Genomic DNA, 16,767 nt, shown 5'->3' on the forward strand with positions numbered 1-16,767 from the left:
TCATGCCTTCGTTCTTTAAGAAACAAAAAAAACAAAAGAATTCGCATACGGCCAATGATTCTAATTCTTGTGTAGAATCTTCTCTAGAAGCAAACCGTCAGTACATCGCACAGAAAATGGGTGACAGTTCGGATATAGTTGTTAGACATTTAAAATTAGGGCTGAATTTGGAGATAGAAGTTGCAATTATTTATATAGAAGGAATTGTAGACAATCAATCTATTCAAGATTCTTTAATTGATTCTATAACCAAAGAGCCGAGCAAAACAAATATAACTGTAAATAATGCTTTAGACGTCATTTCGGAAAGTATCATAACCACGGATGGATGATTTATCCGTTATGAATAAGTGGGAAGGCGTGTTTTTATCCTTAACAACAGGTGACACAATTACTAGTAGATGGGATAAATAAAGTGCTAAGCGCCAGTGCTGCTGGGGGAGAAACTCGAGCTATTTCTGAATCGACTACTGAAATGGTTGTTCGTGGTCCAAAAGCTGCGTTTACAGAGTCTATAGGAGTAAATCTAGCACTGGTAAGGCGGATTATTAAGAGTCCTGACTTACGGACGGAGTCTTTAAAAATAGGTTGTATAACGAAAACCAAGGTCAATCTAATGTACATAAACAGCGTCGTGAAAGAAGAAATTATTCAAGAAATGCGCAACAGGCTGAAAGAAATCGATATCGATAGTATCCTTGAATCGGGATATATTGAACAGTTTATTGAAGATCAAACACTGATGCCGTTTCCTACCGTTTACAATACGGAAAGACCAGATGTAGTAGCGGGAAATTTATCAGAAGGATGAATAGCTATTTTTGTAGATGGAACACCTTTTATATTAATCGTTCCGGCTATTTTTATGCAGTTCTTCCAATCTCCAGAAGACTACTATGCTCGCTTTGACATTGCAACATCTATTCGTTTATTACGAATCTTTATGTTTCTTATTTCGCTAATTGCTCCAGCTATGGTTATTGTTGTTTCAATTACAGCTATAGCTAGCTTTGCGAATCCAGCTTTTGAGATGGCTATTTCAGCTCGATCAATTCGCTTTTTATTTATGCTAGGTGCAGCAAGTTTATTTAAAGTTGAATCCCCTTCACGCTTTTCTTATCCTTTTGGCATCACTATTTTATTTATATCCATTATGAGTGCAAGCAATGTTCAAGAGCATCTTCAAGAAGGGTTAACAATAGTAATAAAGGTTTTACATATCCCTCTTTTTGTAGTCATTCCGCTGGTGCTTCTTTTTGTCGCATTTCTAAGAAACCGAAAGAAATTCTCTAGCAAACAGGCTTAAAATAATGCTAGCCATCATTAAATTAAAAATGACGCAAACAAAAAGCGCGCTGCTTATAGGCAACACGCTTTTTGTTTTGACTATAATAAAACACGTTTTTACAGCTTTTTAACCATTTCCACATGTGGAATGCCAGCATCCATAAATTCACCTGAAACCGTTACGTATCCGAGCTTTTCATAGAAGCCTTCGGCATGAGTTTGGCCATGGAGCTTGAGTTTGGATAAGCCTTTATCTACAGCTAGGCTTTCCATTTTGCTCATAATAAGTTTACCAACACCTGCTTTTCTATGTGAAGGCATGACGCAAATACGCTCCATTTTACCGTAGCCATCAACTACGCGTAGGCGACCGGCTCCTACTGGCTTACCTTCATCATACACAACGATATGCGTTGCTTCTTCTTCGTATTGATCGATTTCTTCTTCCACATCGACCTTTTGTTCCTCGACGAAGACCTTCATTCTTACATAGTACGCATCTTCCCGCTCGTCTTTTGTTGCTACTACTTTAATTTCCATACATCTTTATTCCTTTCCAAATCTAAATGTTTCAAAGACCGTCCACGTGTCATTTTCTAATTGGTACATTAAGTGAAAGCGATCGATAACTTCTTCGTGCGCAACGTCTACTAATTTAAGCTGACTGTATACATCTAAATGCTCATCATCTGAAAGTCTTTGACCAATTGTGATATGTGGAATAAACGTGTATTCAGTCGGCTGTTTAAGTTGCCCTTCGTGTAGCATATTGTAAAGAGCCGTTAGTTCTGCTTTTTGTTCGACTTTTAAATAAATCACATTGTTCACAGGAGAGAATGAACTAACTTTGGTTACGTTTAGCGTGAATGGCTTAGCATCTTTTGCAACTTGACGAAGCTGAGCAGCGATATGCTCAATTTCAGTTTCTGAAGCTTCAAATACTTCTTTTACCGTTAAATGTGGTGCAATTAATGAATAATGAGGGTCGTAGCGCTTTCGGTAAGAGTTCGCTACATCTTGCAGTTTTTTTGATGGAAAAAGAACAACGCCAAATTTCATAAAAATCCCTCCAACATAAATGATTTAAAATATGTATATCATTTGTTTAGTATAACAAATTTTCCGACAATGCGACATCTTTCTAGCGAAGCATCATCTCAAGTGAACGTTTAATATCTTTCTGCCAATATTTCCACGTATGATTGCCATCAAATTCATCGTAAAAGACCGCATAGCCCTTAGACTTCATTGCTTCATGAAGCTGTCGGTTCGGCTCAATAAAATTTAATACGCCGTCTTTTGTTGTTTTTACAGCCGTTTCTTGTGTGCCGATGACATGATATAAATCAAGCAGAGAAGGAGTTGAAAATTCGTTTACAGCTTTTAAGACATCTTCATTTACAAACGGTGAATGCATAATAACGTTGCCGAATGTATTTGGGTATTGAATGGCTGTTACTAAGGAAACGGTCGCAGCTAACGAATCCCCAATTAGCGTTCGGGTTTTCCCCATTTGATAAGTAGGATATTTATCATCGAGAAACGGAATGAGTTCATGAGCTAAAAAGCGAATATATGCTTCGTTCTGTGAGCCGTTCGGATGATATTTTTCACGACGGTCGGACGGATCTTTATAAGGGATACCAACAAAAATGGTGCGATCGATAGTAGATTCTTTCATAAGCTCATCAATTAAGCGAGGAGCTCGACCGTACATGACATAATCCTTCCCATCTTGCGCGATAAGCAGTGAGTATTTATACAGCGTTGAATAGTTTGAAGGTAAATACACAAGCAGCGTCACGTCTTCTTGAAGTGATTCGCTGTAAAAAGATAGTTCTTCTAAATGACGTTTGCTTTCTGACATGATATCGACTCCTATACTGATAGTGAATGAAAACGCTACCTTTATTGTAGCATATTTAAGCTAGGTAGGATAAAGAGAAAGCCATCGTCTCTCATTTAGACAATGGCGTAAACTTTTCAAACAGCTCTTTTTCTTGGGAATTGCTTGGATCAATCTCACGAATAATGTACTCTTCTTCTTGTTCGTTAATAACGACATATTCTTCTTCATTTTTAATATAGCTATACACAGCGTTGTTCGAGTAATAGCCATTCACGTTATCCAAAATGACATTCTTCGTCTTTTTATCATACAAGCGATACGTATCATCTTCACGGATAATGGAGTAATGATTCCCAGCGAAAAACGCAACTTCGTCTTTATTGCTGCTAAATCCTGAGATAAGTAAAAAGATAATCTGACTAATGAAAAACAATGCTGTGATGACAATCGCTGCTAGTAAAATAATTTTCCCGAGCTTTTTCGGCTTATATTCTTCTTCGTGTTGTGACATGCTGGTGCGTAACCAATACCTAAAGGACTGATTTTGCGCTGTCCCTCCTTTTTCTTTCAATCAATAAAATAATTATACCAATTAATAGGCAGGTTCGCATATTTGTGTGTGGTGGAGGCCCTAGTGAAAAAGGATTTTGACTGAATGTGTAGAACTATTGAAGATAAGTGGCATGTACATCATTAGACAAAGGAGAGGGAGAAGATGACATCAAAAAAAATCCCAACAAGTAAAGAAGTAACGGCAGCGACGCTGGGTTTATTGGAAGAAAGAGGCGTTTCAGTATTTGATATTGCAGAGATTGTGTATGACCTTCAGCTGCCTTATCACCCAGACCTAACCATTCAACAGTGTGCAGAAAGCGTTGAGCGTGTTTTGCAAAAACGTGAAATTCAGCATGCGCTTTTAGTCGGCATTGAACTAGATAAATTAGCGGAACGAGGCAAGCTCTCAGAACCTCTTCAAAGCATTGTAGAGCAAGATGAAGGGCTATTTGGCGTTGATGAAACCATTGCTTTAGGGGCAGTCCTTACATATGGAAGCATTGCTGTGACGACATTTGGTTATCTGGACAAGGTAAAAGTAGGCGTCATTAAAAAGCTAGATTGTAAAAAAGAGAATGAGCATAAAGTTCATACGTTCTTAGATGATTTAATTGCGAGCGTTGCTTCAAGCGCAGCAAGCCGCTTGGCTCATCGGCAGCGAGACGAGCTAGAAAGCTACCAAGAATCTCTAGAGAAACGATAATCATTTCATAAAAAAAGCGAGAACATGCATCTCGCTTTTTTTGTTAGAGTTTTGTAGAAAGAAGGTGACTAAGAGAGCTAAGACCAAGCTTCTCGTAAAAGGATTGGGCTTTTTGATTAAAAGCCCACACGGTCAGTTGAAGCTCACTTGCCCCTTTTTTACGCCCCCATTCTTTTGTTCGATGAAATAGCTTTTTTCCAATTCCATAGTTATTCCACTCTTTTTTAACACCAAAATATTGAATGTAGGCAGTATACATGAAAGATTGATCGTTAACAGGAGGGGAGTATTTTAGCTCAACAACGGAAGCGCCGATGATACGCCCGTTGTATTCAGCAATTAGAATGTCGGTGGAGTTGTAGTAGAGGATGGCCTGATACTGTTCATACGAAATAACGATATGGTCTGTGCTAAATAAAGAGGGTAAAGCGTGGGCGTGAAGCTCCAAAGATTCTTTTAAAACCGCATTAACGCCTTGATAATCATCTATTCTTGCTGTTCGGTAGACGATTTCCATTTTTCGTTTCACCTGCTTTTTTATCAGTTTGCATACCACTAGTCAAAAGCCCACTGAGCGTGAATACTTATAGCATATGAAAAAAAAGAAGGAATGTTAAAAAGCCTGCGTTATTATATCACAGGCTTTTAAATACGCGTTTCTGAGATAGCGTCTCGTACTTTTTCTAAAGAGTGCTTTGCTTTTTCTTTGTTGGCAATCATAATGTTGACGTAAAGAGCGTCAATTAAGCTTAATTGGCCGATGCGAGAAGCGAGGGCTTCGGAACGATATTCCGTTTCTTCAGAGCTTGTATACAGGGAAACGTCTACATTTTGACTAAGTGGTGACTTTGGAAAGCCCGTGATGCCAATGGTTTTCGCACCGTGCTGCTTAGCCGTATTTAAAATGTTTAACGTATCTTTATTTGTACCTGAATGAGAGATAATGACCGCCACATCATGTTTCGTTAATTGAGATGCCGACATGAGCTGAAAGTGAGAGTCGATAAACGCAAACACTTCTGTACCCGTTCGAACAAATTTATGGTAAGCATCCATCGCGATAATAGCCGATCCACCCGTACCGTAAAAGTAGACTTTCTTTGCTTGCTGCAGGAGGCGAGTTGCTTTTTCAATCGCGTCTTTATCTAAAATTTGAAGCGTGTTTTCGAGCGTTCGAATATTTGAACGGAAAATTTTTCAGCAATGACGCGTTCATTATCATCCTCAGTAATCTCTTCATGGATTTGCTGAATAGGCGTCATAATTTCAGCTGCTAAAGAAATTTTCATAGCTTGATAGCCTTTAAAGCCGATTCGTTTACAAAAGCGGAAAACCGTCGCATCCGCAACGTTTAGGTTATCAGCAACTTCATTAATGGTGCTATGAATAATATCTTCTGGGTGTTCTAAAATATAATTCGCGATTTTCTTTTCCTTATCGCTAAAGCGAGCATAATGAGACCGAATGTTTCCTAAGCAGTTTTGCGTCATAAACTAATTTCCTTTCAGAATATTTGTAAAGATAGTATAGCATAGAATAATTAACGAAAAAAATTTTCTTGTAATCGTTTGCGGTTATGAAAAAAATTTCGTATAATAGTGAATAGACAAGAAAATTTTTTTCTGGAGGACATACATCATGAAATTAGGTTTAGTAGGTTTAGGAAAAATGGGTTACAATTTAGCATTAAATTTGCGTGACCACAATCACAATGTCGTAGCATTCGACTTAAATAAAGAAGCAGTAACAAAAATGAATGGTGAAGGCGTAGAAGCGTTTGATTCATTAGAGCAAGTGATTGAAAAGCTACCATCTCCAAAAATTGTTTGGGTAATGGTTCCAGCAGGAGATGCAACAGAACAAACGCTAGTGCAACTTAAAGGTTTATTAAATGAAGGAGATATCGTAATTGACGGCGGTAACTCTAACTATAAAGAATCTGTACGTCGCGGAAACGACTTAAAAGAAAAAGGAATCTTCTTCTTTGACGTAGGTACAAGCGGTGGTATGGAAGGTGCTCGAAACGGAGCATGTACAATGATTGGTGGAGACAAAGAAGTATTCAGCACAATCGAGCCATTATTCCAAGATATCTGTGTAGAAAACGGCTACCTGTACGCTGGTGAATGCGGAAGCGGCCACTACTTAAAAATGGTTCATAACGGTATCGAATACGGCATGATGCAAGCAATTGCTGAAGGCTTTGAAGTACTTGAGAAAAGCCAATTCGACTACGATTACGAAAAAGTAGCGCGCGTTTGGAACAACGGATCAGTTATTCGTTCATGGTTAATGGAACTAACGGAGAATGCGTTCTCGAAAGATCCAAAACTAGATGAAATTAGAGGGGTTATGCAGTCTTCTGGTGAAGGGAAATGGACGGTTGAAGAAGCGCTTGATTTACAAGCACCAACACCTGTTATTGCACTATCCTTAATGATGCGCTATCGTTCATTAGAGGAAGATACGTTTACGGGGAAAGTAGTAGCGGCTCTTCGCAACGAGTTCGGAGGACATAGCACAGTTAAGAAATAATCAAACAAGGGGGAAAGCAGCATGAGCACCAAATATGCAATCGGAGTTGATATCGGTACGACAAGTACAAAGTCCGTTCTATTCTCAATAGATGGAACGGCTCTTTCACGAAAAGGAGTTGAGTATCCTTTATATGCACCCGTACCCGATGTAGCAGAGCAAGACCCGGAGGAAATTTTTCAAGCCGTCATTACAACAATTAAAGGCGTCATGAACGAAAGCAATGTGAATCCGGAAGATATTCTTTGCGTATCGTTTAGCTCTGCGATGCACAGCGTCATCGCAGTAGATGAAAACGGTAAGCCGATCACAAAGTGTATTACGTGGGCAGACAACAGAAGTGCGAAATGGGCAGAGAAGATTAAGAATGAGTGGAACGGACATGAAATTTACCTGCGTACCGGAACACCAATTCACCCGATGTCACCATTAGCAAAGCTGACGTGGCTATCTCATGAGCATACGGATATTGTGGAACAAGCTCATAAATTCATTTCAATTAAAGAATATGTGTTTTATAAGCTGTTTGGCGAATACGTAGTGGATTATTCAATTGCATCAGCTACAGGTATGTTTAACTTAAAAAACTTAAGCTGGGATAAGGAAGCGTTAAAGGTAAGCGGCGTATCAGCTGACAAATTATCAACGCCGGTATCAACGACACATTGTATGAAAGGGTTAAATCCAGATCTTGCAACCGAAATGAACCTTTTACCTACCACTTCATTTATTGTTGGAGCAAGTGACGGAGTGCTTTCAAACCTTGGTGTAAATGCGATTAAACCTGGAGTTGTAGCGGTAACAATCGGAACAAGCGGCGCCATTCGTGCCGTAACCGATCGTCCGGTTGTGGATCCAAAAGGTCGTATTTTCTGCTATGTGTTAACGGAAAACCACTGGGTAATTGGCGGTCCTGTGAATAATGGTGGAATGATCTTCAGATGGGCAAAAGAGCAGCTGGGTGCAGCCGAAGTAGAGACAGCTAAGCGCTTGGGGAAAGATCCGTATGAAATGCTAACAGATATTGCAAATACGGTGAAGCCAGGAGCGGATGGCCTGCTGTTCCATCCTTATTTATCTGGAGAAAGAGCGCCGCTTTGGGACGCGAATGCCAGAGGTTCATTCATTGGCCTTGGATTACACCATAAAAAAGAACATATGATTCGTGCGGTCTTAGAAGGTGTTATCTTTAACCTTTATACGGTTTTATTAGCACTTGAAGAGCTAATCGGTGAGCCGAAGCAAATTCAAGCAACAGGTGGCTTTGCTCGTTCACCACTATGGCGTCAAATGATGGCTGATATTTTTAACCAAGACGTATCGGTTCCTGAAAGCTTTGAAAGCTCTTGTCTAGGAGCAATCATTTTAGGTATGTACGGTTTAGGAGAAGTCGATTCTCTTGAAGTTGTTTCCGATATGGTCGGTGCAACGCATCACCATAAGCCAATTGAAGCTCATGTTTCCATTTATGAAGAGCTAACACCTATCTATATTCGCTTATCGCGTTTATTAGGTGAAGAATATGCCAATATCGCAAACTTTCAAAAGAAGCACGTAGAATAATAAAAGCGCAAAAAAAGTACCTTTTGGTACTTTTTTTGCATTAAAATATTATTTTTTTCTAAAATAAGGTTGAATTAAGAAAAATTTTTTCATATAATTTAAGTAGTTGATGAAATCGTTTTCTATTGAAAGATAATTGAAAGCGATAACAAGTTTAATAGTTTGGAAGCTTACAAGGCTTCGATTTATTTAAATGAAAAAAGAAACCGATTACATATCAAACAAGAGAGGCGGAATGAACATGGATACTTATTTACTACTGATGACTTTAGTATCAATTGTAATCGTTATCATAGGGGTGTCAGTATTTAAATGGCATGCGTTTATTAGCTTAACAGTAGCCAGCATCTTCTTAGCGGTTACGTCAGGGTTAGAATTAGATCAAATTGTAAAAGCTTACGAAACAGGAGTGGGCAGCGTACTTGGACACTTAGTTGGAATTTTAGCGCTTGGAACGATCCTTGGTAAGCTAATGGCTGACTCTGGAGCAGGTATGCAAGTGGCAGACTTCTTTGTTCGTTCATTTGGTACAAAGCGTTTACCGTGGGCGATGCTTATCGCAGGATTCATTATCGGAATTCCCGTTTTCTTTGAAGTTGGTATTTTAATTTTACTACCGCTCGTTATCTCAATTCATAAAACAACGAAACAAAATATTTTATTAATTGCTTTACCAGTTATCGCAGGTTTATCAATTGTACACGGATTGGTACCACCGCATCCAGGCGCACTAGCTGCCATTAGCATTTACGATGCAAACCTTGGACGCGTTCTTTTATACTCATTAATCGTTGCCATTCCAGCAGCTATTATTGCAGGACCCGTATACGCAAAGTGGATTCATAAGCGCGTTGTTCCACAAGGTGAGCCAGAACTTATTCGCGTAACAACTCTTTCAAAAGAATTACCTGGAACAGGAATCTCATTCTTTGTTATTTTGTTACCAGTCTTACTAATGATTTTATCAGCGGTTGCGCCGTACTTACCGTTAGGAAGTGGTCTTGAAAAGCTTCTAGTCTTTATCGGTAGCCCGCTAATCGCACTATTAATTGCGTGTTTTGTCGCTTTCTACTTCTTAGGTATGAAGCAAGGCATGACAAAAGAAACAATCAAAAAGCTATCAGAAGAGTGCTTGCTGCCAGTTGGTTCGATTATTTTAATCATCGGTGCAGGTGGAGGATTTAAAGAAGTCTTAATTGAAAGCGGTGTAGGAACAACAATCGCTCAAATGTCTGAGAATCTTTCACTATCACCACTTGTTCTAGCATTTATGATCGCAGGTCTCATTCGTATCGCAACCGGCTCAGCAACAGTAGCCCTCACAACAGCCGCAGGAATCGTATCACCGGTTATCGAGCATATGTCAGGCGTAAACCTAGAGCTTCTTGTTATCGCAACAGGCGCAGGTTCACTGATGTTCTCTCACGTTAACGATGCAGGTTTCTGGATGGTAAAAGAATACCTAGGCTTAACGGTAAAAGAAACGTTCCAAACGTGGACGGTACTTGAAACATTGCTTTCATTTATTGCGTTCGGTACGGTGCTTATCGTGAACCTAATTGTCTGATCTTGGAGCCCTCTTTCTACGTAGGAAGAGGGCTTTTGTGCTACATTAGAAAGGTAAAAGGTAAAGCGGGAAAAACATGCCACAGACGTTTCATGGAAAAGAGCTTTTAAAGGAGTTTAAGTGGTTTTCAAAACCGACTCATTTCGAATTAAACGAGCAGCACCTCGTCATGAAACCTAATGTCAATATGGATTTCTGGCAGCGAACGCACTACGGTTTTCAAGTAGATAACGGTCACTTTCTTTATAAAGAAGTATCTGGAGACTCTCAGCTTACAACGAAAGTACACACCAAGCCTCTAAATCGCTACGACCAGGCAGGGTTAATGGTGCGCGTCTCAAAGGATACGTGGATTAAATCGTCCGTTGAATACATTCCGAATGAATCAAACAAGCTAGGAGCAGTTGTCACCAATAACGGTTACTCAGACTGGTCTACGCAAGATTTTGAAGAGGATCAGTCGGCTCTTTACTTTCGAATGAAGAAAGTAGGGCAAGACTACTCACTTTATTATTCTGTTGACGGTGAGAAGTGGAAACAGCTGCGAATCGCGCATTTATTCGCAGAAGAAGAGACCATGCAAATCGGCATCTATGCCTGCAGTCCGCAGGGAGAAGGATACGAAGCTTCGTTTGAATTTGTTGAAATTCAGCAATAAAAAAAGCAGCGGGATGTCAAAAGGGGTATAACCCTTTTGCAGCCGGCTGCTTTTTTCTTATGAAAAGCTGTCCATTAAAAATAAATAGAAGTGCTGTTGAAGAAGCATAGGGAGATCTTCTTCTGCAATCGTTTCTTTCGTTTTTTGACTGTTTTCTGTGATAATTAGCGTCAAATCAGAAAGCGTTTTGCGTCCTTCCTTTGTGGCAATTGTGACTAAGCGCTTATGTGTAAACGGTGACTCCGGTGACGTTTGGTTAAACTCACACATCGGCGCAAACTCGTGAAATTCTTTTGGTACCGTTGACACGCGGTGCAGCGTTTTCCACTGCTCGTCTTCAAAGCGCTGAAGGTCATAGTGCTCTTCGTCTATTTGAAGCGCGCGGTACTCACCGCTAACGTCGCTAACGACTTCTCCTGAAAGGGGGACGGGTTTACGAACCGAATCGCCAAATCCAACGTCCACAAGATACGGTTCATCGTCTAGATGAACAAGGTTCGTCGCGTGACTGCCTTCAATCGTCCACGAGCCGTCGGGCTTTTTCACCGTTGCGCCTACGTAATGAGCATCATAGCCGATTTCGCGAAGCAGCCAGCCAAACAGCCCGTTTAACTCATAGCAAAAACCCCCGCGAAGATTGATCACCACTTTTTCAAAAATGCGCTCAAGGTCCGTAATAATTGGCGTCTTGCTAATCACGTCCAGGTTCTCAAACGGAATATGAAGCATATGCTTTTCCTGTAAAAAAGCCAGGTTCTCAAGCGTTGGCTCAGCGGGACGCTTGGCCAAAAAGCGAGTAAAATAATAGTTACTATTCAAAGGAACATCCTCCTTTAGCTGAAAGCGTTCTATATCCGATAAAGAAAGTATTGACAACTCATCAGATTCATCCCTATAATAATATCAATACATACATCATATTACGACTTGTTAGCTCAGCGGGAGAGCACTTCCTTGACAGGGAAGGGGTCGGGGGTTCAAATCCCTCACAGGTCATTCTATTAAAAAGGCTGAAACCCTTGGTATATAAGGGTTTTGGCCTTTTTTGTGTTTTGTTGTTTCTTGATCATTTAGGCTAGATTTAGTGTTTGCTCACATTTTGCTCACGAGACTGTTCAAACGCTTTATGGAAGATATCCGCTACTTCATTATCTGCATTTGGAATGAGGTGAGCATATTGTTTCTAATGTAATTTTAGGATTAGCGTGTCCTAAGCGAGCAGATACTCTCACAGCATCTACACCTTCAGAAAGTAAGATGGAAGCGTGCGTATGACGTAAGTCGTGAAAGCGAATGGGTGTCACGTTTGCTTCTTCAATAATTCGTTTCATTACTCGTAATACATTTCGCGGATCTTGAAAACTTCCCGTTTCTGTACAAATGACTAGACCTTGATCTGAAAAATATTCACCTAGTCGCTCTTTCCATTCTTCTTGTTTTTTCTGATGTAAACGTAACTCATTCACAATCATAGTAGTAATGGGAACAGAACGAATAGACTTTTTCGTTTTAGGTGTAGTTAGTACATATCCTTTACTAGGAATGTGAGAGAGTGAGCGTTGAACTTGAATCACTTTATTCTCAAAATCAATATCGCTCCATTTTAGTCCCAAGATTTCTCCTCGTCTCATTCCGGTGTGAATAGCGAGCAGAAAGGTAAGATAATGACGCTCGTTTTTACAACGTTGAAGAAAGAGATGGATTTCATCAAATGACCAAATCTTCATTTCTTCTTTTTTAACTGAAGGCGGATCAGCATTAATTACGGGATTATTGGGGATTTTCCCCCATTTAATTGCTTGGTTAAAAGATTGATTAAGCATTTGATGAATCTTACGAATCGTACTGGTGCTGTATCCTTGTTCAAGTTTCAAATTATAAAAAGCGTCAATATCTTGTGTTGTAATCTTGGCTAGTTCTTTGTTTGAAAATGGATTTTCTTTGATTAAGTGTTTATCCATTAAATATTTTCTACTAGAAACAGTAGTATCTTTTATGCGTTTTTGGTAATGTGTAAACCAATTTTCTAAGTAAGAAGAGAAGGTTTCTTTACTTGGTTCAACATATCGATTTTCATCCAGCTCAGTGAGAATCTTACGGAGAGCGGCTTGTGCATCTTTTTGGCGTGTAAAGCCGCCTTTGACTTTTTGTTTCCGCCTACCGGTAAGTGGATCTCTACCTATATCTACTGTATATGTCCAAGTGTTTCCTCTCTTTTTGACACTACCTTTCATCTAGTTGCTAACCTCCGTATGTCTATAATTATGTGCAGACAAAGGAAAGCAAGTGGTCTAATATCATTTTGGCCACTTGCTTTTCTTTTTATAAGCTGCTTACTTGTTGTTGCTGTTTAAGCCAATTAAAGAATTCATCTTTTCGTACTCTTTTGTTTCTACCAATTCGAATTAATGGAAAGGAAGTTTGCTCCATTAATTCATACGCAGTTGGCTTAGAAATTGTTAAGATCTCTGCAATATGTACAGCTGTTAAAATAAAAGGATAATCTTCAATAGTTTTATGCATAGTTTTGACACGTCCTTGAAGCAAGTTTTTTAAAGCTAATTTATTGGTTTTTAAAATTTATATAGAATAATCAATTTTCATTAGGATTAAATAAAGAGAGCTTACAAATTTAAAAAGGTTTCTTTTATAAGAGATATAAAAAAGCATTGTGATGACGCAATAAGTGCTTGAGTCTATATTTATTAATAGTTCTTTCCGATTGTAAGCAGGTATAAATTTCGGCATTTTGTGAATACTAATACTAAGTTTTCGGCATTCTTGGATTTTTGGTATAGATGAAACCTACGCACAAATAATTAAGCGTTCAGATGGAAAGCCAGCTCAATCAAACGCTTATAACTGGGTATGTCGCAGTGTACAAAGTGAAGGTCCCATTATCGTTCTATTTAAGAGCGCTCTTTCTCGTGGGCGCGCTGTATTAGAAGATTTAATTAAGGGATTCAAAGGCACTGTGATCTGTGATGGGTATTCAGCTTACGGTCAATTACCTCATGTTCAATTCGCCAACTGTTGGGCTCACGTACGCCGTTATTGGCTAAAAGCCGATAGTAAAAATGGACGAATAGGCGTGCAGTACTGCGATCGGTTGTTTCATATTGAACGGAAAATCAAACATCTTTCACCGGAAGAGCGCTTGCAAGTTCGCCAACAAGAAGCAAAACCGATCGTCGATGAATTTATGGATTGGATTGATCGTTCGCCTTTCTTCGGTAAAAATGCCATTGCGAAAGCAGCTGAATATACATTAAGCCGTTCATCAGAGTTAAAGGTTTTTCTTGAAAATGGGTATGTCGCCATTGATAACAATCCCGCTGAAAATGCCATTCGTCCAAATGTTATTGGTCGCAAAAACTGGCTCTTCTCCGTGAGTGAAGCAGGCGCTAATGCGAATGCCATTTGTTTGAGTTTGGCTGAAACGGCCAAAGCAAACGGAATTGATTTTTATCAGTACTTGGTAAAGCTGATGACGGAATTACCTAATATATCGTTTCATCAACACCCTGAGATTTTACATAATTACATGCCATGGTCAGAGAATATTCAAGCCACATGTGCAAAATAGCCAGCTAACTGAAAAAAATTCAGTTAGCTGGCCGTTCGTCGTACGTACCGTGAAGGTGCGCTATTTTTTATATTTCGGGCTTACGTTTAATCTAGAACACTACTAATGTCAAACGGAGTGCCATTTGGGAAAAAAATCTATTTTAATGGGTTTATTTTACATAAAAGGAATGTTAGTGTTGTAAACGGAGGGTAAAAGTTGTAAAATTTAGGAGGTAACAAGGTTGGATAACAAAGTATTTTCTATTTTTAAGAGAGTTTTAGTGGTTGCTAGTTTATCATTAGTTTTTACATCTGTTTTTAACTTTAAAACTATTGGTACACAAGCAGCGGAGAACGTAGATAGTGAAAGTCAGAACCTAACAGATGAAGAGTTGGATCAAGAACTTGCACTAATAGATGAAGAAGCTTCAAATGGCGAGCTTGAATTTCTAGATGAAGACGAGATGGACAAAAGCGAGGTTTATACAGAAGATGAGCTTGCTACGATGGAAGAAGGTTTTTCTTTAATTGAAAGTGTTCCCGATGAACTAGTAACAGAAGATAAAACTGTCGAAAGATTAGATTGGATGATTGAAAACACACAAGATTCAGAGTTGGTGGCTGCATTAGAATCAGAAAAACAAAAGCTTACTAACGAAGAACCGGTTTTTACTAGTTTCTCAGCTTGGGGTTGTGCTAAAGGAATAGGTTATGCTATAGCACAGAATGCTGTTCCAATTGCTAAAATATTAAAAATTAAAAAAGCGATCAAAGTTGCAGGTGGTACAGCTAAATTCGCTAACAAGCTTGTTAAGTCTTACGATTACTATTCAAGAATTAAAAAACCTGGTAGCAGAGTTGCTAAGTATTCTAAAACAACAGCTATGAAACTAGCGTTAAAAAAGACAGCTAGAGCTACACCAGATGCTTTTGACGCATTATACGCACTCCTAGGAATAGATACATTTATTAAGAATTGCTTCTAAATAAATCTTTAACATACCCTTGGAGTAGCTTATCAGAAAAGGGGTTTGTTTTATATGTTTAGTAAAAAAAGAACATATCAAATATTAATAGCTATTATTGGAATTGCATATATCATTTATAACTACACATTAAAATCTAGTGTAAGTGAAACAACAGATTCCTATATTGTTTTCCCTATTAGTATTGCATTACTTTTATTATTTGCTTTTATGTATATCAGATTAGATAAAAAAAATCACTAGCGTCGCATAAATTTTAACTGAATTTTCTGTTTTCTTATTTTTCCTTTTATAAAGAAAAACGAATACTCTTGAACAGAGGTAGTAAACATCCATTTTTTTACTATAACTGTTGACGAGTGTGACAGAGGCGGGAAACCCTTTATGGGACCGCTTTTCCTGCGATTTTTCGTAGCCATAAGTGAGCGGATTTCCATGGAGCTGCCTTCAGTAAACGACTAATTTGTAAGTACGTTCTCGAACTATTCGTGTTCAGATGCAGTTCGTTTCCTTTTGAATCGAGCACTTTGATGAGGCGAAAAGCGTTTTCTGCACGGTTTTGTGGTGTACCAATCAAAACCATTTCATCTGAAAACACAAGCGAGTCTTCAGGCAGTTTAAATGGCTCGATTACACGAATGACAGCGTTTTTTCGTAAGCGTGACACAAAGAAATACCCATCGTCTGTCATGCGGTCAAATCGTTCATAATCCAAGTAACCCCGGTCAAAGACGTACATGCATTCTTTGTCGTCAACGAGTACTTCCAGCTGACCACGATCATGTTCTTTCGCGTTTGTCAGCACCGCTTTATCTGGATAGGAACAGCCTTTTTCTGCGTAAACAAGACGTAAATGAAGCTTGATGCCCGACTTTGTTTTACGGAATTCAGCCCACTTATGGTTTTTCAAGTTCAATGGCAACGTACTCGAGTCGATAATTTTCAGTGGTGTTGTCGTTTCTCGGCGCTGCTCATAATGTGATTTCTCGTGAATTTGGGCAACTAAATCCAAAAATACCTGTTGGAACACTTCAGTCGGCACTTGATTTAATCGGCGTCCGAGCTGCGAAAAGCTAATCGCTTCTAAATGCGTCGCTTTTTGAAGGTCGTCAGAAAATAATGTCTCACTGACTGCACGCAGACTCTCGGTTTCATTGAGCTGAGCGAATACGAACAATTTCAAGAATGACGCAATGTGTAGCTTCTTTGTATAGTAATTTAATTGATAGCTTTCAACCAATTCCTCGAGTTTTGTGGAGAAAATCGGTGAAAACCATTGTTCAAATGATGTTTTTCGTGTAAACTTATCCATGCTTATTGTCCTTTATTTTGGATTTGGATGGTTTATTACCGCCCAACCATTATAAAGGCTTTTTTTATGCAAAGATAAAATTACTGAAAATTTAGATTTTTATAAAGCGCTGAATTATTTTAATGCGACACTAGTGATAAATTATATATTTATAACGTTAAAAAAACAAGGATACAATATTGTAT

General features: G+C 38.9%; 15 protein-coding genes, 1 tRNA gene and 3 pseudogenes. 9 read left to right on the forward strand and 10 right to left on the reverse strand.

Annotated features, from left to right (window positions below):
* Positions 1–2: 2 nt before the first annotated feature.
* Positions 3–1,306, forward strand: a pseudogene (locus MKZ18_RS04350) (spore germination protein).
* 98 nt (positions 1,307–1,404) lie between these two features.
* Here MKZ18_RS04350 and MKZ18_RS04355 read toward each other — a convergent pair.
* From MKZ18_RS04355 to MKZ18_RS04370, 4 genes are all read right to left on the reverse strand, one after another.
* Positions 1,405–1,827 (reverse strand): GNAT family N-acetyltransferase, encoded by a 423-nt coding sequence (locus MKZ18_RS04355; protein ID WP_025908641.1) that lies wholly within the window; start codon positions 1,825–1,827, stop codon positions 1,405–1,407.
* Between the two features lie 6 nt (positions 1,828–1,833).
* Positions 1,834–2,346, reverse strand: a complete 513-nt coding sequence (locus tag MKZ18_RS04360; RefSeq protein WP_025908642.1) for a YjcG family protein — start codon at positions 2,344–2,346, stop codon at positions 1,834–1,836.
* 82 nt (positions 2,347–2,428) lie between these two features.
* Positions 2,429–3,154, reverse strand: coding sequence for an alpha/beta hydrolase (locus tag MKZ18_RS04365; protein ID WP_025908643.1), 726 nt, complete (start codon positions 3,152–3,154; stop codon positions 2,429–2,431).
* A 91-nt stretch (positions 3,155–3,245) separates the two neighbouring features.
* Complete coding sequence (locus MKZ18_RS04370) at positions 3,246–3,647, reverse strand: hypothetical protein (RefSeq protein ID WP_061786023.1); 402 nt, start codon at positions 3,645–3,647, stop codon at positions 3,246–3,248.
* Positions 3,648–3,851: 204 nt separating this feature from the next.
* Between MKZ18_RS04370 and MKZ18_RS04375 the strand changes: the two genes are divergently transcribed.
* A complete protein-coding gene (locus MKZ18_RS04375) occupies positions 3,852–4,394 on the forward strand; it encodes a phosphatidylglycerophosphatase A family protein (RefSeq protein WP_025908645.1) in 543 nt (180 codons plus the stop codon).
* A 43-nt stretch (positions 4,395–4,437) separates the two neighbouring features.
* On the opposite strand, the gene MKZ18_RS04380 is transcribed toward MKZ18_RS04375, so the two are convergent.
* Both MKZ18_RS04380 and MKZ18_RS04385 read right to left on the reverse strand, forming a co-directional pair.
* The gene (locus MKZ18_RS04380) at positions 4,438–4,911 is read right to left on the reverse strand and encodes a GNAT family N-acetyltransferase (RefSeq protein ID WP_025908646.1); all 474 of its coding nucleotides are present in this window, start codon (positions 4,909–4,911) and stop codon (positions 4,438–4,440) included.
* 128 nt (positions 4,912–5,039) lie between these two features.
* Positions 5,040–5,884 (reverse strand): annotated as a pseudogene (locus tag MKZ18_RS04385) (MurR/RpiR family transcriptional regulator).
* 148 nt (positions 5,885–6,032) lie between these two features.
* Here MKZ18_RS04385 and gnd point away from each other — a divergent pair.
* From gnd to MKZ18_RS04405, 4 genes are all read left to right on the forward strand, one after another.
* The gene (gene gnd / locus MKZ18_RS04390) at positions 6,033–6,929 is read left to right on the forward strand and encodes a phosphogluconate dehydrogenase (NAD(+)-dependent, decarboxylating) (protein WP_025908649.1); all 897 of its coding nucleotides are present in this window, start codon (positions 6,033–6,035) and stop codon (positions 6,927–6,929) included.
* A gap of 21 nt (positions 6,930–6,950) precedes the next feature.
* On the forward strand, positions 6,951–8,492 hold the full coding sequence (gene gntK, locus MKZ18_RS04395; protein ID WP_341344500.1) for a gluconokinase: 1,542 nt from the start codon (positions 6,951–6,953) through the stop codon (positions 8,490–8,492).
* A gap of 241 nt (positions 8,493–8,733) precedes the next feature.
* Positions 8,734–10,059, forward strand: a complete 1,326-nt coding sequence (locus MKZ18_RS04400) for a GntP family permease (protein WP_061786020.1) — start codon at positions 8,734–8,736, stop codon at positions 10,057–10,059.
* A 76-nt stretch (positions 10,060–10,135) separates the two neighbouring features.
* Positions 10,136–10,717, forward strand: a complete 582-nt coding sequence (locus MKZ18_RS04405) for a DUF1349 domain-containing protein (RefSeq protein WP_340842917.1) — start codon at positions 10,136–10,138, stop codon at positions 10,715–10,717.
* A 57-nt stretch (positions 10,718–10,774) separates the two neighbouring features.
* Here the strand turns inward: MKZ18_RS04405 and MKZ18_RS04410 are convergent, their stop codons facing one another.
* Positions 10,775–11,536 carry an arylamine N-acetyltransferase family protein gene (locus tag MKZ18_RS04410; protein ID WP_061786019.1) on the reverse strand — a complete coding sequence of 254 codons (762 nt, stop codon included), beginning with the start codon at positions 11,534–11,536 and terminating at the stop codon, positions 10,775–10,777.
* Between the two features lie 105 nt (positions 11,537–11,641).
* Here MKZ18_RS04410 and MKZ18_RS04415 point away from each other — a divergent pair.
* A tRNA-Val gene (locus MKZ18_RS04415) sits at positions 11,642–11,713 on the forward strand.
* A gap of 152 nt (positions 11,714–11,865) precedes the next feature.
* On the opposite strand, the gene MKZ18_RS04420 is transcribed toward MKZ18_RS04415, so the two are convergent.
* Together MKZ18_RS04420 and MKZ18_RS04425 are read right to left on the reverse strand one after the other, a co-directional pair.
* Positions 11,866–12,951 carry a site-specific integrase gene (locus MKZ18_RS04420; RefSeq protein ID WP_341344501.1) on the reverse strand — a complete coding sequence of 362 codons (1,086 nt, stop codon included), beginning with the start codon at positions 12,949–12,951 and terminating at the stop codon, positions 11,866–11,868.
* 88 nt (positions 12,952–13,039) lie between these two features.
* Positions 13,040–13,240, reverse strand: coding sequence for a helix-turn-helix domain-containing protein (locus MKZ18_RS04425; protein WP_144594072.1), 201 nt, complete (start codon positions 13,238–13,240; stop codon positions 13,040–13,042).
* Positions 13,241–13,502: 262 nt separating this feature from the next.
* Between MKZ18_RS04425 and tnpC the strand changes: the two are divergent.
* Positions 13,503–14,303 (forward strand): annotated as a pseudogene (gene tnpC, locus MKZ18_RS04430) (IS66 family transposase); the annotation flags it as partial.
* Positions 14,304–14,526: 223 nt separating this feature from the next.
* Entirely contained in the window at positions 14,527–15,270 is a 744-nt protein-coding gene (locus MKZ18_RS04435) for a hypothetical protein (RefSeq protein ID WP_340842915.1), read from the forward strand.
* A gap of 382 nt (positions 15,271–15,652) precedes the next feature.
* Here the strand turns inward: MKZ18_RS04435 and MKZ18_RS04440 are convergent, their stop codons facing one another.
* Positions 15,653–16,582, reverse strand: coding sequence for an IS4 family transposase (locus MKZ18_RS04440; RefSeq protein ID WP_340842914.1), 930 nt, complete (start codon positions 16,580–16,582; stop codon positions 15,653–15,655).
* Between the last annotated feature and the right edge of the window lie 185 nt (positions 16,583–16,767).

This window comes from Priestia sp. FSL W8-0001 (assembly GCF_038050335.1).
Classification (GTDB): Bacteria; Bacillota; Bacilli; order Bacillales; family Bacillaceae_H; genus Priestia; species Priestia flexa.